Source organism: Candidatus Macondimonas diazotrophica, assembly GCF_004684205.1.
Lineage (GTDB): Bacteria > Pseudomonadota > Gammaproteobacteria > UBA5335 > UBA5335 > Macondimonas > Macondimonas diazotrophica.
In genome coordinates this window covers 38,423-59,316 of sequence record NZ_SRIO01000003.1, presented here as the reverse complement: position 1 = coordinate 59,316, position 20,894 = coordinate 38,423, and the positions used below count along the sequence as shown (strand labels likewise).

The window sequence follows — 20,894 nt, the reverse complement described above, 5'->3', positions numbered from 1 at the left end:
GGGAAACGCCCTCCACCAGCTGGCACGTTGCCCTCCGACGCCCGCCACCGCGACAGGTATAATCGCCACTTTGATCCTGGGTTTGCCAACCGCATGGAGTGCTTGTGAACGATCCGCTTCCCCCGACCGGCCGTGTGGTCTCCGGCATGCGCCCCTCCGGCGCCCTGCATCTGGGCCACTACCACGGTGTGCTGAAAAACTGGCTGGCCCTGCAGCAGGAGACGGACTGCCTGTTTTTTGCGGCCGACTGGCACGCCCTGACCACGCACTACGAAAACCCGGGCCAGACCGGCGAGCTGACCCTCGAGATGGTCATCGACTGGCTGGCGGTCGGCATCGATCCTGAGCAGGCCACGATTTTCGTGCAGTCCCACGTGCCCGAGCACGCCGAGCTACATCTGTTGCTTTCCATGATCACGCCGCTGGGCTGGCTGGAGCGTGTACCCACCTACAAGGACCAGCAGGAGAAGCTGAAGGAACGCGATCTGGCGACGTATGGCTTCCTGGGCTATCCCGTGCTGCAGGGCGCCGACATCCTCATCTACCACGGCAGCCGCGTGCCGGTGGGTGAGGATCAAGTGGCGCACGTCGAGCTGACCCGCGAGATCGCGCGCCGCTTCAATCATCTGTTCGGCCGCGAACCCGATCTCGCCGAGCGTGTGAGTGCCATCCTGAAGAACCTGGACCCGCAAGCCGGAGCAGACTATCACCGGCTGCGCCAGTGTCACCAGGAACAGGGCGACGCCGAAGCGCTGGCCACAGCGCGCCGATGGATCGATGAATACCCCGGCCTGTCCACGCCCGATCGCGACCGGCTGCGCGCGCACCTCGAAGGCGGCGCACGCCAGATCCTCACCGAACCCGCGGCCCTGCTCACCCGCTCTGCCCGCCTGCCCGGCATGGACGGGCAGAAGATGTCCAAGTCCTACGGCAACACCATCGCCCTGCGCGAGCCCCTGGATCAGGTGGCGCAGAAGCTGCGCACCATGCCGACCGACCCCGCCCGTGTGCGCCGCACCGATCCGGGCGAACCGACCCGGTGTCCGGTCTGGGCACTGCACCAAGTGTATTCCGACGCCGAGACGCAAGCCTGGGTGCAGGAGGGCTGCCGCAGCGCCGGCATCGGCTGCGTGGAATGCAAGAAGCCGCTCATGGAAGCCGTCACTGCCGAACTCGAGCCCATTCAGGCGCGGGCGCGGGAACTGAGCGCCGACCGGGGTCAGGTCGAGGCCATCCTCGCCGCGGGTAGCGACAAGGCCCGCGCGCTGGCCGGCGAAACGATGCACGAGGTGCGTCGGGTCATGGGGCTGCGCAGCCGTTGAGTGGTGCTGCGGGCCCACCTGTCACGAACCCGGCGCGCCTCCCGGCCGATGCGATCGAGGCGCGCATCCGGGTCCGCGGCGCGCCGCTCGAGCGGCTGCCGCGCGATCTGTACATCCCGCCCGACGCGCTGGAGGTGGTGCTGGAGAGCTTCGAGGGACCGCTGGATCTCCTGCTCTATCTCATCCGGCGCCAGAACCTCGACATCCTCGACATCCCGGTAGCCGAAATCACCCGCCAGTACATGGCCTACATCGGCCTCTTGCAGTCGCTGCGCCTGGAGCTGGCGGCGGAGTACCTGCTCATGGCCGCATGGCTGGCGGAGATCAAATCGCGCCTGCTCCTGCCCCGGCCGGCCGCCGCGAGCGACGAGGAGCCCGAAGACCCGCGCGCCGAACTGGTGCGCCGGCTGCAGGAGTACGCGCGCATCCGCAGCGCAGCCGATCACCTCGATGCGCTGCCGCGGCTGGAGCGAGATCTCTACCCGGTTGCCGCTGCCGTGCCGGCGGGTCCCGTGGTGCGCCCGGCGCCGCCGGTGGTCGCGCGGGACCTCGCCCTGGCTTTTGCGGCCCTGATGGCGCGCAACGCGCTCTTTACCCACCACACCATCCAGGGCGAGACGCTGTCCATCCGCGCACGCATGTCGGCGATCCTGGTGCGACTGGGAACCGCGAGCGCATCGCTCCCGCTGCCTGCCTTGTGCGCGCCCGAGGAAGGCCGACTGGGCGTGGTGGTCACCTTCATGGCCGTGCTGGAACTGGTGCGTGAAGGCCATGTACAGATCCGGCAGGACGATCCCGGCACCGCCTTGCTGTTGTCGATGACCGGCGATCCCGCCCCCTCATGACGACGATGCGCGACGACACCACCCGTGCCGAGCAGGCCCGCATCCTAGAAGCCGCGCTGGCCGCGGCCGGTGAGCCGGTTTCCGCCAGCCGGCTAAGGGCCGTGTTCGCGCCGGAGCCCCTGAGCACGGCCGAACTCGAAGCCGCCCTGGACTGGCTGGCGCAGCGCTACGAGGGCAGCGCCCTGGAGCTGGTCCACGTGGCAGGCGGCTGGCGCTTGCAGGTGCGCGCGGCCTATGCGCTCCATGTGCAGCGCCTTCAGCCCGAACGACCTGCGCGCTACTCCCGCGCCGTGATGGAAACCCTGGCCCTGATCGCCTATCGTCAGCCCATCACGCGCGGGGAAATCGAGGCCGTACGCGGCGTCGCCGTCAGCACGAACGTCCTGCGCACCCTCATCGAGCGGGGCTGGGTCCACGAGGTGGGCCGCCTCGAACGGCCGGGTCGGCCGGCGCTTTATGGCACCACGCCCACCTTTCTGGCCGATCTGAACCTGCGCGAGCTGGCTGAATTGCCGCCACTGCCCGCAGCAGCCGAAATCGATCCGGCCGCTGCATCCTCTTCTACGGAGACGACCCATGAGACCCTACCGCCCACGGCGGACCCGAACCGCTGAATCCCTGCCCGTGGCCCTTGCGCCCGAACGCATCCAAAAATGGCTGGCCGGGGCGGGCCTGGGTTCGCGCCGCGCCATTGAAACCTGGATCAGCGAAGGCCGCATCCGCGTCAACGGGATCCCGGCCACGCTCGGGCAGCGGCTCACCGGCCGCGAGCAGGTCACGCTCGATGGGCGGCCCATCGCATTGAAAGCGCCGGCGGCGCCGCGCGTGCTCATCTACCACAAGCCCGAAGGCGAGGTCACCACGCGCCATGATCCGGAAGGACGCCCCACCGTGTTCCAGGGCCTCCCGCGTCTGAAGGGCGCGCGCTGGATCGCCGTCGGCCGGCTTGATGTGAACACCAGCGGCCTGCTGCTGTTCACCACCGATGGCGCACTGGCCAATCGCCTCATGCATCCGAGCCAGCAGATCCAGCGCAGCTACGCCGTGCGCGTGCTCGGGGAGGTCAGCGACGCGGTGCTCACACGCCTGCAGCAGGGCGTCCAACTGGAAGACGGACCGGCCGCTTTCACCAGCCTCGTCGAAGAGGGCGGCGATGGTGCCAATCACTGGTATCGCGTAACGCTGGCCGAGGGGCGTAACCGCGAAGTGCGGCGACTGTGGGAGTCCCAGGGCATCACAGTGAGCCGGCTGATTCGCGTGGGTTATGGCCCCATCGCGCTGCCGCCCGGCTTGCGGCGCGGCCAGAGCGTGGAACTCCCCGCGGCCCAGTTCGCGCCGCTGTATCACGCCGCCGGCATCGACCTGCCCGTAGCGCCGCCGGAGCCTGCGCGTACACGGCCCGGCCGGCCCGGCGCCGGCAAGCCATCGCGCACCGCGTTCGCGCCGCGCCGAGGACCCGCATCGCGCCGATGAATGATCTCTATGCGCGGCTCCTCGCGGCCTACGGCGCGCAGGACTGGTGGCCGGCCGAGACGCCATTCGAGGTCATGGTTGGCGCCGTACTCACCCAGAACACCACCTGGATCCAGGTCGAGCGCGTGATCGAACGGCTGCGCGCGGCCGAACTGCTCCGCCCGGCGCCGCTGCGGGATCTCCCCATCGAGACACTGGCCGAGCTCATCCGCCCCGCAGGCTATCCGCGCGTCAAGACGCGGCGGCTGCAGACACTGTGCGCCTGGCTCATCGCCCGCGGGGATCTTGCCGGTCTGATCGATCGCCCGACGGATGTCCTGCGCGCCGAGTTACTCGCCGTCCACGGCGTCGGGCCCGAAACTGCCGACAGCATCCTGCTCTACGCCCTCGGCCGGCCGGTGTTCGTCATCGACGCCTACACCCGGCGCATCCTCTCCCGCTACGGCCTCATCACCGGCAAGGAGCCCTACGAGTCCCTGCGCCGGCTTGTCGAATCTCGGCTCCACACCGACGATCCCGTGCGTGACTACAACGAACTGCACGCCCTCCTCGTCCGCCACGCCAAGACCGCCTGCCGCGTGCGGCCGCAGTGCACCGCCTGTTGCCTGCGTGCTGGCTGCGACGCCAGCCAGACTTCCGGACCATAGTACGGACCGCCCAAGTGGATCAGAACGGCAATCCCGTACAGCCCGGAACATCTGGCGGCGCTGGATCAATACCTGGCGCTGCGGGATGCCAACGGCGGCATTCCCGCGAAGCGAAGCGGGAAGCCTGCGACGGCGGCGTGATCGATCACGCGCTGAATCCCTGCTCGCGGCGCTGGGCGCAACCGATGTGCCTGGGACGGACCTCCTGGCTGACGAGCCGTCGGCGTAGACTGACCGCCTCAGTCTGCAAAACGGCCGCTTTGGCCTTATGGCGTACTTAGATGACGAGCCCTGACGATGAGCGGAACGACGACACCCTTGCGATGCCCCGCCCGTTGACGGCGATCAAGGGCCGCGGCGCCGTGCACAACCCCAAGGGCCGCTTCGAGGCCCAAAGCGCCGAACGCGAGTCCGAATTCGTCGAGACCGAATCGCCGCAAACCGTGCTGGCGGTGGACCACAGTCGTACGGTCCTGACCTTCAACCGCTCACCCGATCTGCCCTTCGATCGTTCCATCAACCCCTACCGTGGCTGCGAGCACGGTTGCGTCTATTGCTACGCCCGGCCCAGTCATGCCTTCCTCGGTCTCTCGCCGGGGCTCGATTTCGAAACCCGGCTTTTCCACAAGCCCAATGCGCCCGAGCAGCTGCGGCGCGAGCTGGCTCGGCCCGGCTACCGGGTGGCGCCCATCGCTTTTGGCGTGAACACCGACGCCTATCAGCCGGTCGAGCGGCGACTGCAGCTCACGCGGCGACTGATCGAGGTACTGGCCGAGACGCGCCATCCGTTCATGCTCATCACCAAGGCGACGCTCATCGAGCGCGATCTGGATCTCCTGGCGCCGCTCGCCGCAGAGGAGCTGGTCCAGGTCGGCATCACGCTCACCACACTGGATGAAGACCTCTCGCGGCGGCTGGAGCCGCGCGCCGCGGGGCCGAAGCGGCGCTTACGCACGATCCAGACCCTGCGCGAGGCCGGTATTCCGGTCACGGTGTCCATCTCGCCCGTGATCCCGGCGCTGACCGACCACGAACTGGAGCGCATCCTCGACGCGGCCCGCGAGGCGGGTGCCGTCAGTGGCCACTATGGCCTGCTGCGCCTGCCGCATGAGCTGACGGAGGTGTTCACGGCCTGGCTGCAAACCCATGTCCCGGGCCGCGCTGAACACGTCCTGAGCCTGTTGCAACAGATGCACGGCGGCGCGGTCTACCGTGCCGAGTTCGGCGTGCGCCGCCGGGGCACGGGCGCCTTCGCCGACCTCCTCGCCCAGCGTTTCAGGATCGCCGCCCGCCGTCTCGGGATGGATGCGCCGCTACCACCGCTCGACACCACGCGCTTTCGCCCACCCCACCTCGCGGGTCAGCTGGATCTGTTCAGCGCGCCGTGACGCCGTCCTCCAAGTGCCCTTGTTTCAATGGGCTTCGGTGCGGACGCGTTCGCGACCGATCAGCACCGGTGCGGCGACGCCGTTCGGCGACTCGGGGCGCTCGGCATGCGGGTAGACGCTGAACTGCGCGAGACGCAGGCGCAGCGCTACGCCCGGCGCGAACGCCGCGACGTCATGATGCAGATGCGGCAGTTCCACCTGCAGCCGCTGACCGCTGGCGGGATGTTCGACGACCGCGCGCACGATGGGCCCCGTGCGTTGGACGGCAGCGACGGTCACTTCGAGACCGGATGCGTCGGCATCGCTCACGCGCAGATCACCCGGACGCACATAGACATCCGCCGGACCGTTCGGGTGCAGGCTGTCGTGCAACATGGCGATGTCGGTTTCTCCGATGCGCACCGCGCGTCCCTGCACGGTGGCGGCAATAACGTTGGTGCCGCCGAGAAAATCGAACACGAAGGGGCTCGCCGGGCGTTCGTAGACCTGATCCACCGAACCGACCTGTTCGATGGATCCCTTATTCATCACCACCACCCGGTCGGCCAGCTCCAGCGCCTCTTCTTGGTCGTGGGTGACGAAGATCGTGGTGTAACCGGTTTTTCGATGCAACTCGCGCAACCATTGACGCAGATCCTTGCGCACCCGCGCGTCCAGCGCGCCGAAGGGCTCGTCCAGCAGCAGCACGCGCGGCTCGATGGCCAGCGCTCGCGCCAGAGCCACCCGCTGACGCTGGCCGCCGGAAAGCTGTGCGGGAAAGCGCTTTTCCAGCCCGTCGAGCTGGACCAGCTCGAGCAGTTCGCGGGCGCGGGCCTGGATCAGTGCCTCTCCCGGCCGCTCACGGCGTGGCTTCACGCGCAGGCCGAAAGCCACGTTGTCGAGCACGCTCATGTGCTTGAAGAGGGCGTAGTGCTGGAATACGAAGCCGATACGACGCTCGCGCACCGGCCGGTACGCCATGTCCTCTTCCCCGAACAGGACCTGACCGTGATCCGGGAACTCGAGCCCGGCGATCACGCGCAACAAGGTCGTCTTGCCCGACCCGGAGGGTCCGAGCAGTGCGATCAGTTCGCCCGTGGCGATGTCGAGATCGACGCCGGCGAGCGCCGCAAAGTGGCCGAAATGCTTGTGCAGCTTGCGAACATGGATATCCATCAATGTCTCCTCGTCGCCGATAGCGCGTCGCTGTGGCGCCATTCCAGCCAGGTCTTCACCCCCAAGGTCACCAGCGCGAGGCCGGCGAGCAAGGATGCGACTGCGAACGCAGCGGCGAACTGGTATTCGTTATAGAGAATCTCGACATGCAGTGGCAGCGTGTTGGTGAGACCGCGGATGTGACCCGACACCACACTCACGGCGCCGAACTCGCCCATGGCGCGCGCGTTGCAAAGAAGCACGCCGTAGAGCAGACCCCAGCGGATATTGGGCAACGTGACATACCAGAACGCCTGCCAGCCGCTGGCGCCCAGCGTGATCGCCGCCTGTTCCTGCTCGCTGCCCTGCTCCTGCATCAGCGGGATCAGTTCACGCGCGACGAAGGGAAAGGTGACGAAGATCGTCGCCAGCACGATGCCCGGCACCGCGAAGATGATCTCGACGCCGTGCGCGATGAGCCAGGGCCCGGCCCAACCCTGGGCGCCGAACATCAGCACATAGATGAGGCCCGCGATCACCGGGGACACCGAGAACGGCAGGTCGATCAGCGAGATCAAGAGTGCCTTGCCGCGAAACTCGAACTTGGCAATCGCCCAGGCCGCCGCGACGCCGAACACCAGATTCAGCGGCACCGCGATGGCAGCAGCAATCACCGTCAACCGCATCGCGGACAGCGTCTCGGGATCGCGCAGCGCCCCGACGTAGGCGCCCACGCCGTTGCGCAGCGCCTCGGTGAAGACCAGCAGCAGCGGCAGCAGCAGGAAGCTCGAGAGAAAGACGAGCGCGATGGCGATCAGCAGCCGGCGCAGCCAGGGCGCCTCGGTGACGGCGGCGTTGTGGCGCGGCAGAGCCAAAGACGATGGGGCGGCGCTCATGGCCGGCCACCCTGACGCCGCCGTGCCCAGGCCTGCAGCACATTCACCGCGAGCAGCACGGCAAAGGACAGCGTCAACATGGCGGCCGCCACTGCGGTGGCACCGGCGTAGTCGAATTCCTCGAGCTTGATGATGATGAGCAGCGGCGCGATCTCGCTCACCATGGGCAGGTTGCCGGCGATGAAGATGACCGAGCCGTATTCCCCGACCGCGCGGGCGAAGGCGAGCGCAAACCCCGTCAGCAGCGCCGGCAGCACGCTGGGCAGGATCACCCGGGTGATGGTCTGCCAGCGGTTGGCGCCGAGTGACGCAGCGGCTTCCTCCAGCTCTTTTTCCGCGTCCTCGAGCACGGGTTGCAGCGTGCGCACCACAAAAGGCAGTCCGATGAAGGCGCAGGCGACGACGATGCCGAGCGGCGTGTAGGCGACCTTGACGCCAAGGGGCTCGAGAAAGCTGCCGATCCAGCCGTTGCCGGCGTAGAGCGCGGTCAACGCGATGCCGGCCACCGCCGTCGGCAGAGCAAAGGGCAGGTCGATGATGGCGTCGAGCAAGCGCTTGCCGGGAAATTCATAGCGCACAAACACCCAGGCGACCAGCGGCCCGAAGACGGCGTTGATGCCTGCGCCTGCGAATGCAGCGCCGAAACTGAGCTCAAGCGCCGCCCGCACTCGTGGCGACCCGATCACCGCCCAGAAGCCGTCCCAACCCAGTCCCGCCGACTTGGCAAAGATGCCAACCAGGGGAATCAGGACGAACAGGCTCAGGTAGAAAATCGTGAACCCGAGCGTCAGGCCAAAGCCAGGCAGGGCCGCCCGGCTTTTACCCCGCCGCCGCGCCGGTACCGCGACAGCCTGGCTCACTTGCCCACCCCGTAGATCTGGTCGAATACAGCGCCTTCGGCGAAATGCGTCGCCTGCACTTGTTTCCACCCACCGAAGGTGTCAATGCCAACCAGCTCGACGGCCGGAAACGTCGCCGCGTACTTGGCAGCAATCGCGGGCTTGGTGGGCCGGTAGTGGTGCTTGCCGGCGAGCTGCTGACCTTCGTCGCTGTACAGGTATTGCAGATAGGCCTCGGCTACAGCCCGGGTACCGCGGCGGTCAGCGACGCGATCGACCACCGCAACCGGCGGTTCGGCGCGAATCGACAGCGATGGCGTGACGATCTCGAAGCGGTTGCCGCCGAACTCGTCCAGCGCGAGGTAAGCCTCGTTCTCCCAGGTGATCAGCACATCACCAATGCCGCGTTGGGCAAACGTGGTGGTTGCACCGCGCGCTCCGGTGTCGAGCACGGGCGCATTCTTGTACAGCGCGCCGACGAAGGCACGCGCTTTGCTATCGTCGTTAGCGTTTTTCTTGAGCGCATAGGCGTAGGCGGCAAGGTAATTCCAGCGCGCGCCGCCCGAGGTCTTAGGATTGGGCGTGATCACGGCAACGCCGGGTTTGACCAGATCGTTCCAGTCGCGAATGCCCTTGGGATTGCCTTTGCGCACCAGGAACACGATGGTCGAGATGTAGGGCGCACTGTTGTGCGCGAAGCGGCTTTTCCAATCGGCCGGCAACAGCTTGCCCTGCGCGGCAATGGCGTCGATATCGGCGGCGAGCGCCAGCGTGACGACATCGGCCTGCAGGCCGTCGATCACCGCCCGGGCCTGCTTTCCCGAACCGCCGTGGGACTGTCTGACGGTGACCTGATCACCGGTCTTTGCCTTCCAGTATTTCGCGAAGGCCGCGTTGTAATCCTGGTAAAACTCCCGCGTGGGATCGTAGGAGACGTTGAGCAAGGTCGTGTCGGCGGCCGATGCCATTGCAGCGCCCCCCAGCAGCAGACCCGACGCCACGACACGAACCATCCAGAAGTGGATGGCCGACGCGGCAGCCGCCCCGATCAAAGCATGAAACAAGCGCACGCGTATTCCCCCGGTGACGATTGATAGGCTGACGGCATATCGCACAAAAAGTGCCAAGACCCGAACAGCGCGGCAACGCATTGCTGGAATTAGGGGAAACGGCAACGGCAGCCCAATCCTTGATCATCAAATAACACAGATGCTCGAATCCTCTGCTACATTTGACACATGAACGCACCAAATATGGCGGAACCGGCCTCGAACCTGCTGCTCCAACTCTGGATCGAGGTCGGCCGCCACCAGCGTGTCACCGACTCGATCCCCGTCTTCATCGACGCGATGCACGAAGTCATGCCGCTGCGTCGCCTGCAGATCGACGAATTGGGCGGTGCCCCCGAAGGATTCACCCCGCTCCTTGCTTGGCCCGATGGCGCCGCGCGGTCGCCGCTCCAGGCAGTCGTTCAGGACCTGGACCAGACGCGGCGGATCGCGCAATGGGCCCAGCGGCGCGAGATCACATTCGCCGACACGGATGCGGGCTGGAACACAGCGTTCCAGCAGATACCGGGACTACGCGACGCGCGGGGCGCGATGGTTGCCCCGCTCTGGTTCGAGAATGACTTGATTGGCCTGGTGTTCGTCGAACGTGGTGATTTCGCGCCCATCGGGGACGCAGGCCAAGCGCGTCTGCGCAGTGTGCTCGATCCGCTGGCGGCGGCTGTAGCCAACGACCGCCGCCTGCGCGAGCTGGAGCGTCTCAAGGCCGCCGCCGAAGCTGATCGTCAGATGCTATTGTCGCGTCTGGGGCGCAGCAGCCTGAGCGAAACCATCGTCGGCGCCGACTGCGGCCTGCGCGGCGTGATGGCGCGGGTCGCACAGGTGGCGCCCACCCACGCGACGGTCCTGATTCTGGGCGAAACCGGCGCCGGCAAGGAAATCGTCGCGCGCGCCATCCATGAACGCTCGACCCGTGCCAAGGGTCCGTTCGTACGGGTCAATTGCGGCGCGGTGCCGCCGGAGCTGATCGATTCGGAGCTGTTCGGTCACGAAAAAGGCAGTTTCACGGGCGCGCTGGCCACCCGGCGCGGCTGGTTCGAGCGGGCCGACGGCGGCACGCTGTTCCTGGACGAGATCGGCGAGCTCACTCCGGCGGTCCAGATCCGTCTGCTGCGCGTATTGCAGGACGGTATTGTCCAGCGCGTCGGCAGCGAACGCGAGATTCCGGTGGACGTGCGCGTCATCGCGGCCACGCACCGCGATCTGCCAGGGCTGGTGCAGGACGGCGTCTTTCGCGAGGACCTGTGGTATCGGCTGGCCGTGTTTCCCGTGATTTTGCCGCCGCTGCGCGAGCGGCCCGAGGACATTCCGCTGCTCGCCGCGCATTTCGTGCACCGCGCTGCCAGTCGCCTCGGCGTGCCGACGCCCGAACTCACGCCGCAGGATCTCGACGCGTTGCTCGCCTATCGCTGGCCGGGCAATGTGCGCGAACTTGGCGCCGTGCTGGAACGCGCCGTCATCTTGGGCGGCGGCGAACGACTGGATCTGGAAACAGCGCTTGGGGCCGGAATTGCTCGCTCACCGGGGCGACCGGCGCCTGCCGCGTCAAAGTCTGCGGAGCGGACGACGGTGGACCGGAATACCGTGGCGCCCCTCGATGCCATCATCGCTGAGCATCTTGTCCGCGCCCTGCAGCTCACCGGGGGGCGCATCGACGGGCCGCACGGCGCGGCGCGCCTGCTGCGCGTCAATGCCAGCACGCTGCGCGCCAAACTGCGCAAGCACGGCGTGCGTCCTGCCGACTACCACAACCCGAGCCCGCGTTCAGGATGAGACGCGCCGTCAGGCCGGCGCGATGCGTTCAAGACCGCCGAGATAGGGACGCAGCGCGGCTGGAACGGCGATGCTGCCGTCGGCTTGCTGGTGGTTTTCGAGTAGCGCGACCAGCGTGCGGCCAACGGCGAGCCCGGAGCCGTTCAAGGTGTGAATCGGTTCGGGCTTGCCGGTTTCGGGATTGCGGTAGCGCGCCTGCAGGCGACGCGCCTGGAAGGCCTCGAAGTTGCTGCAGGAGGAAATCTCGCGGTACTGCGCCTGACTCGGTAGCCAGACCTCCAAGTCATAGGTGCGCGCAGCAGCAAAGCCCATATCGCCGGCGCACAGCGCCATGACCCGATACGGCAGCTCCAGCGCCTGCAGCACGGCCTCGGCGTGACCGGTCAGCTCTTCGAGCTGTGCAGCCGATTGTTCCGGGGTCGCGAACTGCACCAGCTCCACTTTCTCGAACTGGTGCTGACGGATCATGCCGCGCACATCGCGCCCATAAGCACCGGCCTCGGACCGAAAGCACGGCGTATGCGCCACCAGACGCTTGGGCAGCTGAGCCGGATCGAGAATCTGCTCGCGCGCCAGATTGGTGACCGGCACCTCCGCGGTGGGGATGAGATACCACGCGGGGTCTCCCGCGAGGCGAAACAGATCCTGCTCGAACTTGGGCAACTGTCCGGTGCCGGTGAGGCTTGTGGCATTGACCAGATACGGGACGTAAACCTCTTCATAACCATGCTGACTGGTGTGCAGATCGAGCATGAACTGCGTCAGGGCTCGTTGCAGCCGGGCATAGACGCCCCGCAACACGGTGAAACGCGCCCCCGTGATCGCGCTTGCGGCAGCGAAATCGAGGCGGTCGCCCGGGGCGCCGAGCTCGACGTGATCCTTGACTGGAAAATCAAAGGTTCGGGGCTCGCCCCAGCGGCGCAGCTCCTGGTTGTCCGCCTCCGAACGTCCCTCGGGAACGGCCGACTGCGGCAGGTTGGGGATTTCCAGCAGGAATGCATCGAGCTCCGCCTGCAAGGCACGCAGCGCGGCATCTCCTGCCTCCAGGCGGTTGCCGAGCTCGGCGACCTCGGCCAGGATCGGTTCGACCGGCTCACCTCGAGCCTTGGCCTGTCCGACCTGACGGGAAATGGTGTTGCGGTTGTTACGCAGTCCTTCCACTTCGACCTGCAGGGCCTTGCGCCGGCTTTCGAGATCCGTCAGCCGGTCGCGATCGAGCGTATAACCGCGGCGAGCCAGCGCGGCTTCAGTGGCATCCAGGTCCTGGCGATAGCAACGGGGATCGAGCATGCAAAATCCTCAAGCGTGGTAAACGTCAACCCAACAGGCGGCGAGCCGCAACCATGCCCAACGCAACACCCGCCAGACTCAGGGTCACGTTGCCCAGTATATTCGCCAGTGCCTTGCCATGCGCCCCTTGGCTCCAGAGCTGCAAAGTCTCAAGGGAAAAGGCAGAGAACGTGGTAAACCCGCCCAGAAAGCCCGTCATGGCGAAAGCGCGCACCGCCACCGCCGATTCCGGGCGGCGCTGACAATACAGAAATCCGACCCCGATGCCAAAAGCGCCCAGCACGTTGACCGCCAGCGTGCCGAACGGGAAACCGCCGATCAGCCGGCTGGCCAGCATGACCAGACCATAACGGCACATGGCGCCGGCACCGCCACCGACGCCAACTGCCACGGCAATCAGCCACGCGTTCATGAAGGAGTGTCCGACGGCGGCTCGCCCCGGGCAGCGCGATCGCGCTCGCGCAGCAGCGCCAGACGTTCGCCGATCCGCAGTTCCAGACCGCGCGGGACGGGGTAATAGTAACGGGTGGGCGCCATCCGTTCCGGAAAGTAGTGTTCGCCGGCGGCATAGGCATCGGGTTCGTCATGCGCGTAGCGATAGGCGCGTCCGTGACCCAGCTGCTTCATGAGCCCCGTTGGGGCATTGCGCAGATGGAGGGGGACCGGCAGCGACCCATGCTGGGCCACATCGGCGCGCGCAGCGTCGAAGGCCCGGTAGACCGCGTTGCTCTTGGACGCACAGGCCAGATAGGTTGCCGCCTGGGCCAGCGCCAGATGCCCTTCGGGCGAACCGAGCCGTTCCTGTGTCTCCCAAGCATCCAAGGCCAGTTGCAGCGCCCGTGGATCGGCGTTGCCGATGTCCTCGCTGGCCATGCGCACCAGACGCCGGGCGATGTAGAGCGGATCCGTGCCCCCGTCGAGCATACGCGCCAGCCAGTAGAGCGCGCCGTCGGGTGATGAGCCACGCACGGCCTTGTGCAGCGCGGAGATCTGGTCGAAAAAGAGATCGCCACCCTTGTCGAACTGGCGCGCGCCGCTGCCGGTGAGCAGCCGTTCGACGGTTGCCGCATCGATCTGACCGCCCGTACCCACCAGCTCGGCGCCGAGTTCCAGCAGGCCCAGTAGCCGCCTCGCATCACCATCCGCGGCACCGATCAACAGCGCCCGCGCCGGCGCAGAAACCGCCAGATGCAATCCGCCCAACCCCCGGTCGGCGTCGGTGAGGGCCCGCTCGAGTATGCGGGCGAGATCGGCCTCGTCCAGGGCGTGCAGCACATAGACCCGCGCACGCGAGAGCAAGGCCCGATTGAGCTCGAAGGAGGGGTTCTCGGTGGTCGCGCCGATGAAGACCAGCGTGCCGTCCTCGATGTGGGGCAGGAAGGCGTCCTGCTGCGCCTTGTTGAAGCGGTGCACTTCGTCGAGAAAGAGTACGGTGCCCCGGCCGCTCGCGCTGCGCTCCCGGCGGGCGGCGTCCACCGCCTCGCGGACTTCGCGGATCCCCGCCTGTACAGCGGAGAGGCTGAGAAAGTGCAGATCCGCCTGCTGCGCCATGAGCCGGGCCAGGGTCGTCTTGCCCGTTCCCGGCGGGCCCCACAGAATCATGGAATGCAGCCGGCCACCCTCGAGGATGGCCCGCAGCGGCTGACCGGAGCCCAGCAGGTGCGCCTGGCCCGCGACTTCATCCAGATGCCGGGGCCGCAGCCGATCGGCCAGCGGCGCCGAACCCCCGGATCGCGGGAATAGATCGGGCTGGCCGTCGTTGATCATTACCGCAGGACCGAGTCGGCCCGGCCTTCCGGGACCAACCAATAGCGCAGCGGCGCGGCCAGCAAAGCCAATCCGAGACTGATCCCGGCCCAGTTGGTCAGAATGTCCCAACGGTCGAAGCTGCGATACCCGGTGCGCTGCTGAGCCAGTTCGATCCCGATGCCGAACAGTCCCAGCGCCAGCCAGAGCAGCGGCCACCAGCGCAGTCGCACGAAAATTCCGAACCAGGCACCGACGACGCTGTAGACCGACAGATGCGCCAGCTTGTCATGACGGCTCGACAACGATCCCGGATCCAGTGGGATCAGGCTGACCCAAGCCACCGCCATGAGTCCGAGAATCCCCAAAGCGAATCCGACGACAGGCATGCGAAACAGGCTCATTCCTCGATGACCTCGACGCCGGCGGGCAGCTTGAGGCGAAAAACGCCCTCATCGATCGGTTTGTTGACCCGGATCTGTGAAAAATCGATCCGGGTCTGCTGATCGAAGTGATCTTCAAGCTCCATACGCTGGATCACGCCGCCGCGCAAACCCAGGCGGATCACGCGAAAATCGGTATCGGGGCTGCGGGGCGTGAGCGTCACCCAGCTCAGGTCTTCGCGTGACGGCTCTTCGGCCAAATCGAATTGGGCGGACAAATCCCCGCGGCCGCTCAACAGCACAGCCGGCGTCGCCGCCAGCGCCTGATCCAGCGGCCGACGGGTCACCTGCGCCAGCGGACGATCATAGAGTTGAAGCGTCTTGCCATCGCTCAGGATGACCTGATCCAACCCGCCCGCATACTCCCAGCGGAATCGGCCGGGGCGCGCGATCCACAGTTGCCCGCTCTGCCGATCGCTCGCCCGCGCCGGATCGTCGATCGCCACCTGGACGAACCGGGCTTCGAAGGTTTTCACCTTAGCGTTGAATGCTTCAAGTTCCTGCAGGCCGCCGGCCCAGGCCAGGCCGGCGCCTGCCAGCCACACGATCCACGCCGCAATCAGGCGTATCCCTGTCTGCATCACTGTCTCCGATGTTATTTGAATTGGGGATGATTCAATCCTGACCTGCCGGCGGTGGCGCCAGCACTTCGCGCGAGCCGTTCGGCTGCAAGGCACCGACCACGCCGGCCTGCTCCATGGCCTCGACCAGACGCGCCGCCCGGTTGTAGCCGATCCGCAGCCGGCGCTGCACACCGGAAACCGAGGCCTTGCGCGATTCGGTCACCAGCCTCAATGCTTCATCGTACAGCGGGTCCTGCTCGGCATCGCTGCTGCCCTCGGTGTCGGCAAAGCCGCTCCCCTCGTCTTCCGGACCCTGAAGAATTTCATCGAGGTAGGTCGGCGTTCCCAGCTTCTTGAGATGATCTACCACGCGATGGACTTCGGCGTCCGAGGCGAATGCCCCGTGCACGCGCTGTGGGAAGCCGCTGCCCGGGGGAAGATAGAGCATGTCGCCATGGCCGAGCAGCGTCTCGGCACCCATCTGGTCGAGAATGGTCCGCGAGTCGATCTTGCTGGACACCTGAAAGGCAATCCGCGTTGGAATATTGGCCTTGATGAGCCCGGTGATCACATCCACCGACGGGCGCTGGGTCGCCAGGATCAGGTGAATGCCGGCCGCTCGTGCCTTCTGGGCGAGACGGGCAATCAGCTCTTCGACTTTCTTGCCGGCCACCATCATCAGATCGGCCAGTTCATCAATGACCACGACCAGATAGGGCAAGCTGGCCAGTTCCGTCGGCTGGCCATCCTCGTCCAGCGGACGCAAGGGATCGCTCAGAGGTGTGCCGGCCTGTGCCGATTCGGCCACACGCCGATTGAGCCCGGCGATGTTGCGGACTCCCAGGGCAGCCATGAGCCGATAACGCCGATCCATTTCGGCCACGCACCAGCGCAGGGCATTGGCGGTATCCCGCATGTCGGTGACAACCGGCGCGAGCAAATGCGGAATGCCTTCGTAGACCGAAAGCTCCAGCATCTTGGGGTCGACCAGAATCAATCTCACCTGCTCCGGCCGGGCCTTGTAGAGCAGGCTGAGCAGCATGGCGTTGATGGCCACCGACTTGCCCGATCCGGTCGTTCCCGCAACCAGCAGGTGTGGCATGCGCCCCAGATCGGCGACCACCGGTTGTCCGCCGATATCCTTACCCAGCGCCAGCGTGAGTGGTGAGGCGGAATCATCGTAGGCCTGGGAATGTAGAATCTCGCTCAGGCAGACCAGTTCGCGCTGCGGATTGGGAATCTCAAGCCCGACCACCGACTTGCCCGGGATCACCTCGACCACCCGAACGCTGACGGCCGACAGGGCGCGCGCCAGATCCTTGGACAAACCCGAAATCTGGCTCACCTTGACCCCTGGCGCCGGCTGCAGCTCGAAGCGCGTAATCACCGGACCGGGATGCACGGCCACCACTTTGACGGTCACTCCGAAATCGGCGAGCTTAATCTCCACCAGCCGGGAGAGCCCCTCCAGGGCCTCCGGCGTGTAGGCAGCCTCGATCGCGCGCGCCGGGTCGAGCAGGGCGAGCGGCGGCAACGCGGCATCGGACGGATCATGGAAAATCGGCACCTGGCGTTCTCGCTCGGCCCGCTCGCTGCGTTTGACCGGCCGCGGCGGCGGATCGATACGCAGTGCTTCAGCCGATGCCTTGGCCGGCCGCCGCAGGCGAGATACGGGTTCGGCGCGGACACCGTCAACCCCAGGATGATGCGCGCGGCGCGTCCGTATCCGCGCCGCCACTCGCCGCAGCGCTTCCAGTCCCTTCAGCACGAGTCGGCCAGTGCCTTCGGCCAAGGTGATCCAGGACAGATGCGTGGCCAACGTGATGCCGACGAGCATCAGCGGAATCAGAATCAGGGTGGAGCCGAAGGGATTGAAGGCCGCCAGCGCTGCCTCGGCAATCCGATCGCCGATCCATCCGCCGGAGCCCTGCGGCAGCGGCAGCAGGTCTTCGCGCACATGCAGGGCAGCCAAGCCGCTGGCCGAGAGAAACGCCAGCACCGCGCCGCCCAGACGCCAGCGCCGCTCCGCCGGCGGAATCGGCCCCGCCGCGCGTACCTTGTAGAATCGCCAACCGGCGTATGCCAAGGCAACACTCAAGCCGTAGGCGAGATAACCGAAGGCCGTCAACAGGGCATCGGCCAACCAGGCGCCGAGCACCCCACCCCGATTGTCCACCGGACCCGAATCCCCGATCTGACTCCAGGTCGGATCGCTGGGATGAAAGCTCAACAACGCAATCAGCAGAAAGCCGGCACCCGTAATGGCCAGCAGCAACAAGGCTTCGCGCAGGCCCCGCCCTGCTGCCCCAGCACGGGAAGCGGACGATGAACCGGAAACAGGGCTTGGCGACAAAGCGATCCTCTCGACATTCAGGCCAGCTCGCGCTCGGCCCGCACCCGTTCATCCACCAGCTTGCCGCCTCGGATGCTCAAGGCGGAAGCCAACTCGGCCGGCTCATCGCCCAGCGGCGAACTTGCCAGCATCGCCACATAAGGCAGCAGCGCTGCAGACAAGGCCTGAGAGGCGGTCCGTGGCACCGCGCCTGGCAGATTGGCCACACCGAGGTGCCAGACGCCGTGACGCAGGTAAGCTGGATCATCATACCCACGGGGCTCCATGGTTTCCACGCACCCCCCCTGATCAATGGAGATGTCGACGATCACGGTTCCCGGCCGCATGCGCTGAACCATGGCCTCGGTGATCACCGCGGGCGCCCGCCGTCCCGGCACCAGCACGGCACCGACGACCAGATCGGCCGCAGCGACTGCATCGGCCAGCGCATCGCCGTGTGGATAGAGTGTGGTCACATTGGCGCCCAGGGTCGCTGCGGCGTCCAAGGCGGACTGCTGCAGATCAAACGCCTCGACCGATGCGCCGAGAGCGGCCGCTGTCCCGATCGCCGACAGACCCGCCTGTCCGCAACCGACCACGACCACACGGGCCCGTGGCACACCCGGCATGCGCCCCAGCAGCACGCCGCGCCCGCCGCTCACGCCCTGCAACCAGCGCGCGCCTTGATGAATGGCCAGCACACCGGCAATGCGACTCATCGGTGCAAGCAGCGGAAACTGCTCGCCAGCCTTCACGGTCTCGAATGCCCATGCCGTCAGTCCGCGGCGGCACAGGGCATCGACCAGATCCGGCGCGGCAGCCAGGTGCAAAAAGGAAAACAAGCGGTGATCGTCACGCAACAGTGCCCATTCCGCCGGCAAAGGTTCCTTGACCTTCACGATCAGTTCGCCGGCGGCGTAGGTCGCCGCCGCATCCGCGGCAACTTCGACACCGATTCGTTGATAGTGCGCATCGGAGTAGCCGCTGGCCTCCCCGGCCTGCGACTGCACAGTCACAACATGCCCCCTACGGATCAGGCTGTCGCAGGCATCCGGCAGCAGAGCAACCCGGCCTTCATAGGGTTTGGTTTCCTTGGGAATGGCGATGTGCATGCTTGGAACTCCTGGAACGGCCCCGCTTTCGATCCAGACCGGGGTACAATGAAAATCATCCCGGGACCATGCAAGAGTCTGTCCATGTCCCTGCACGTCCGTGTTCATGCCCGACTCGACGAAATCGACGCCGCGCAGTGGAATGCGTTGGATGCCAGCGGCTATCCTTTCCTGCGCCATGAGTATCTCAGCGCCTTGGAACAGACCGGTTGTGTCGGAAACGGGACAGGCTGGCAGCCCTGCCATTTGGCAGCTTACGACAACGGCCAATTGTGCGCTGCCCTGCCGCTCTACCAGAAAGCCCACTCACTGGGCGAATTCGTTTTCGACTTTTCGTGGGCCGATGCCTACGACAGGCTGGGCCTTGCCTACTACCCGAAACTGGTTGCCGCAATTCCGTTCACGCCGGTGGCTGGGCCGCGCGCACTGCCCACCACGGGGCATCCGGAGGACGCGCATCGTCTGCTTGTTCAGACAGCGCTCGCCAGCATGGAACGCGCCGACCTGTCCTCTTTCCATTGCCTGTTTCCGGACAAAACGCAGGCCGACCATTGGTCCCGGGAAACCGGCCTGCTGTTACGCAAGGCCTGTCAGTTTCGCTGGCACAATCAGGGCTTTGCCGACTTTGATGACCATCTCTCGATGTTCAGCGCCGACAAGCGCAAGAAAATCCGCCGCGAACGACGCCGCGTCCGCGACGCCGGACTGAGGCTGGAAACCTGGCTGGGCGGTGACATGACGCCAGACCGCTGGCAGGCGGTGTATCCCTTGCTGGCCGACACGTTCTATCGTCATGGCCATCACCCCTATCTCAGCCAGGCGTTCTTTGAACGCATCAGCCCGGCACTCGGGGAACAGATGCTGCTCTTTGTCGCCTTCGATGACCAGACGCTGGTCGGCGCCGCCCTCGCTTTCCGGGATGCCCACACCCTCTACGGACGCTATTGGGGCACGCGTGGCAACTGGGACAGCCTGCATTTCGAATTGTGCTACCACTGCGGCATCGACTACTGCATTCGGCATGGCCTCACCGACTACGATCCGGGCACCCAAGGCGAGCACAAGCTGGCACGCGGCTTCTTACCCAGTCTGACCTACTCGCTACACGCCATCGCCCATCCGGCACTGCGCCAGGCCATCGCCGATTTCCTGACCCAGGAAAGCAACTGGGTCGATCGCTATGCGGCGCGCATGGACGCGCACAGCCCGTTCAAGACCAATTCAGCATGATCCCCATGCTGCAGCCCGATGATCCACCCGATCATTTCCCCGACCCCGCACGCGCCCTGCGCCATCCAGACGGGTTGCTCGCGTTCGGCGGTGATCTGTCCGCAGAAAGGCTGGTCGCCGCCTACCAGCGCGGTATCTTCCCTTGGTACAACGAGGGTGACCCCATCCTGTGGTGGTCGCCCGATCCCCGCACCGTCCTGCTGCCGGCTGCCATCCATCGTTCCCGTCGCCTTGAACGGCGCATGCGACAAGCCCGCTACCGCGCCAGCATCGACGAAGCATTCGACCCGGTGGTCCACGCATGCGCCGAACCACGCGGCACCGAATCCGGCACCTGGCTGCTTCCGGAGATGCACGCGGCCTACAGCCGGCTGCATCATTCCCAGGGTCTGGCCCATTCCATTGAACTCTGGGATGGCGATCATCTCGTCGGGGGACTCTACGGCATCGCCCTGGGCCGTGTTTTTTTCGGCGAATCGATGTTCAGCCGGGTACCGGATGCATCCAAGATCCTGCTGGTCATCCTCGGCTGTCAGCTGGCCCGGCGGGATTACCGTTTGATCGACGCGCAGGTCGCCTCGCCACACTTGCTGCGAATGGGTGCGCAGTTGTGGCCGCGTCCGCGATTCCTTCAGGAACTTTCGCGTGCCGTGACCGACGACCCGCCCCTTCCGCTGGCGCCACTGGATCCCGATCTCAGCACTCCTGGCGGGGGACTTGTCGCGGCCAGAGACATTGAACAACGGTGCCGCTTGTAGCACAATCCCAGCCCTTCCGGGGCAGTTCGCCCTCTA

At 66.2% G+C, this 20,894-nt stretch carries 20 protein-coding genes; 9 read left to right on the top strand and 11 right to left on the bottom strand.

Annotation, left to right across the window (positions count from 1 at the left end):
- The first annotated feature begins 104 nt into the window (after window positions 1–104).
- The 6 genes from E4680_RS02970 (at window position 105) to E4680_RS02945 (ending at window position 5,675) form a co-directional block, all read left to right on the top strand.
- A complete protein-coding gene (locus E4680_RS02970) occupies window positions 105–1,322 on the top strand; it encodes a tryptophan--tRNA ligase (protein WP_276605607.1) in 1,218 nt (405 codons plus the stop codon).
- Window positions 1,319–2,167 carry a segregation and condensation protein A gene (locus E4680_RS02965; RefSeq protein ID WP_422666660.1) on the top strand — a complete coding sequence of 283 codons (849 nt, stop codon included), beginning with the start codon at window positions 1,319–1,321 and terminating at the stop codon, window positions 2,165–2,167. The genes E4680_RS02970 and E4680_RS02965 overlap by 4 nt, the downstream gene beginning before the upstream one ends.
- Window positions 2,164–2,781, top strand: a complete 618-nt coding sequence (gene scpB / locus E4680_RS02960) for an SMC-Scp complex subunit ScpB (protein ID WP_205688727.1) — start codon at window positions 2,164–2,166, stop codon at window positions 2,779–2,781. The genes E4680_RS02965 and scpB overlap by 4 nt, the downstream gene beginning before the upstream one ends.
- Window positions 2,744–3,640: a 23S rRNA pseudouridine(2605) synthase RluB gene (rluB, locus tag E4680_RS02955; RefSeq protein WP_135280902.1), complete on the top strand. Its 897-nt coding sequence runs from the start codon at window positions 2,744–2,746 to the stop codon at window positions 3,638–3,640. The genes scpB and rluB overlap by 38 nt, the downstream gene beginning before the upstream one ends.
- On the top strand, window positions 3,637–4,287 hold the full coding sequence (locus E4680_RS02950; RefSeq protein ID WP_135280901.1) for an endonuclease III domain-containing protein: 651 nt from the start codon (window positions 3,637–3,639) through the stop codon (window positions 4,285–4,287). The genes rluB and E4680_RS02950 overlap by 4 nt, the downstream gene beginning before the upstream one ends.
- A 323-nt stretch (window positions 4,288–4,610) precedes the next feature.
- A complete protein-coding gene (locus E4680_RS02945) occupies window positions 4,611–5,675 on the top strand; it encodes a PA0069 family radical SAM protein (RefSeq protein ID WP_135281054.1) in 1,065 nt (354 codons plus the stop codon).
- Between the two features lie 24 nt (window positions 5,676–5,699).
- Here the strand turns inward: E4680_RS02945 and E4680_RS02940 are convergent, their stop codons facing one another.
- The 4 genes from E4680_RS02940 to E4680_RS02925 are packed head-to-tail and all read right to left on the bottom strand — an operon-like array spanning window position 5,700 to window position 9,671.
- Window positions 5,700–6,830 (bottom strand): sulfate/molybdate ABC transporter ATP-binding protein, encoded by a 1,131-nt coding sequence (locus E4680_RS02940; RefSeq protein ID WP_135280900.1) that lies wholly within the window; start codon window positions 6,828–6,830, stop codon window positions 5,700–5,702.
- The gene (cysW, locus tag E4680_RS02935) at window positions 6,830–7,705 is read right to left on the bottom strand and encodes a sulfate ABC transporter permease subunit CysW (RefSeq protein WP_135280899.1); all 876 of its coding nucleotides are present in this window, start codon (window positions 7,703–7,705) and stop codon (window positions 6,830–6,832) included. Before cysW ends, E4680_RS02940 begins: the two co-directional genes overlap by 1 nt.
- Window positions 7,702–8,565, bottom strand: coding sequence for a sulfate ABC transporter permease subunit CysT (cysT, locus tag E4680_RS02930; RefSeq protein ID WP_135280898.1), 864 nt, complete (start codon window positions 8,563–8,565; stop codon window positions 7,702–7,704). Before cysT ends, cysW begins: the two co-directional genes overlap by 4 nt.
- Window positions 8,562–9,671, bottom strand: a complete 1,110-nt coding sequence (locus E4680_RS02925; protein ID WP_276605606.1) for a sulfate ABC transporter substrate-binding protein — start codon at window positions 9,669–9,671, stop codon at window positions 8,562–8,564. The genes cysT and E4680_RS02925 overlap by 4 nt, the downstream gene beginning before the upstream one ends.
- A gap of 126 nt (window positions 9,672–9,797) precedes the next feature.
- On the opposite strand from E4680_RS02925, the gene E4680_RS02920 reads away from it, so the two are divergent.
- Window positions 9,798–11,384 carry a sigma-54 interaction domain-containing protein gene (locus tag E4680_RS02920; protein WP_240696094.1) on the top strand — a complete coding sequence of 529 codons (1,587 nt, stop codon included), beginning with the start codon at window positions 9,798–9,800 and terminating at the stop codon, window positions 11,382–11,384.
- 9 nt (window positions 11,385–11,393) lie between these two features.
- Here E4680_RS02920 and serS read toward each other — a convergent pair whose 3' ends face one another.
- From serS to E4680_RS02885, 7 genes are read right to left on the bottom strand one after another with little or no spacing between them, the layout of a single operon-like run.
- Window positions 11,394–12,674, bottom strand: coding sequence for a serine--tRNA ligase (gene serS, locus E4680_RS02915; RefSeq protein WP_135280897.1), 1,281 nt, complete (start codon window positions 12,672–12,674; stop codon window positions 11,394–11,396).
- Window positions 12,675–12,699: 25 nt separating this feature from the next.
- On the bottom strand, window positions 12,700–13,086 hold the full coding sequence (crcB, locus tag E4680_RS02910) for a fluoride efflux transporter CrcB (RefSeq protein ID WP_135280896.1): 387 nt from the start codon (window positions 13,084–13,086) through the stop codon (window positions 12,700–12,702).
- On the bottom strand, window positions 13,083–14,441 hold the full coding sequence (locus tag E4680_RS02905) for a replication-associated recombination protein A (RefSeq protein ID WP_135280895.1): 1,359 nt from the start codon (window positions 14,439–14,441) through the stop codon (window positions 13,083–13,085). Before E4680_RS02905 ends, crcB begins: the two co-directional genes overlap by 4 nt.
- A complete protein-coding gene (locus E4680_RS02900) occupies window positions 14,441–14,824 on the bottom strand; it encodes a VanZ family protein (RefSeq protein WP_135280894.1) in 384 nt (127 codons plus the stop codon). The genes E4680_RS02905 and E4680_RS02900 overlap by 1 nt, the downstream gene beginning before the upstream one ends.
- Window positions 14,821–15,444, bottom strand: a complete 624-nt coding sequence (lolA, locus tag E4680_RS02895; protein WP_135280893.1) for an outer membrane lipoprotein periplasmic chaperone LolA — start codon at window positions 15,442–15,444, stop codon at window positions 14,821–14,823. Before lolA ends, E4680_RS02900 begins: the two co-directional genes overlap by 4 nt.
- Window positions 15,445–15,478: 34 nt before the next feature.
- Complete coding sequence (locus tag E4680_RS02890) at window positions 15,479–17,779, bottom strand: DNA translocase FtsK (RefSeq protein ID WP_135280892.1); 2,301 nt, start codon at window positions 17,777–17,779, stop codon at window positions 15,479–15,481.
- A 17-nt stretch (window positions 17,780–17,796) separates the two neighbouring features.
- Window positions 17,797–18,870 (bottom strand): alanine dehydrogenase, encoded by a 1,074-nt coding sequence (locus E4680_RS02885; protein WP_135280891.1) that lies wholly within the window; start codon window positions 18,868–18,870, stop codon window positions 17,797–17,799.
- Between the two features lie 84 nt (window positions 18,871–18,954).
- Between E4680_RS02885 and E4680_RS02880 the strand changes: the two genes are divergently transcribed.
- Both E4680_RS02880 and aat read left to right on the top strand, forming a co-directional pair.
- Window positions 18,955–20,100, top strand: coding sequence for a GNAT family N-acetyltransferase (locus E4680_RS02880; RefSeq protein WP_167792349.1), 1,146 nt, complete (start codon window positions 18,955–18,957; stop codon window positions 20,098–20,100).
- Entirely contained in the window at window positions 20,097–20,858 is a 762-nt protein-coding gene (aat, locus tag E4680_RS02875; protein WP_135280889.1) for a leucyl/phenylalanyl-tRNA--protein transferase, read from the top strand. The genes E4680_RS02880 and aat overlap by 4 nt, the downstream gene beginning before the upstream one ends.
- Window positions 20,859–20,894: the final 36 nt, after the last annotated feature.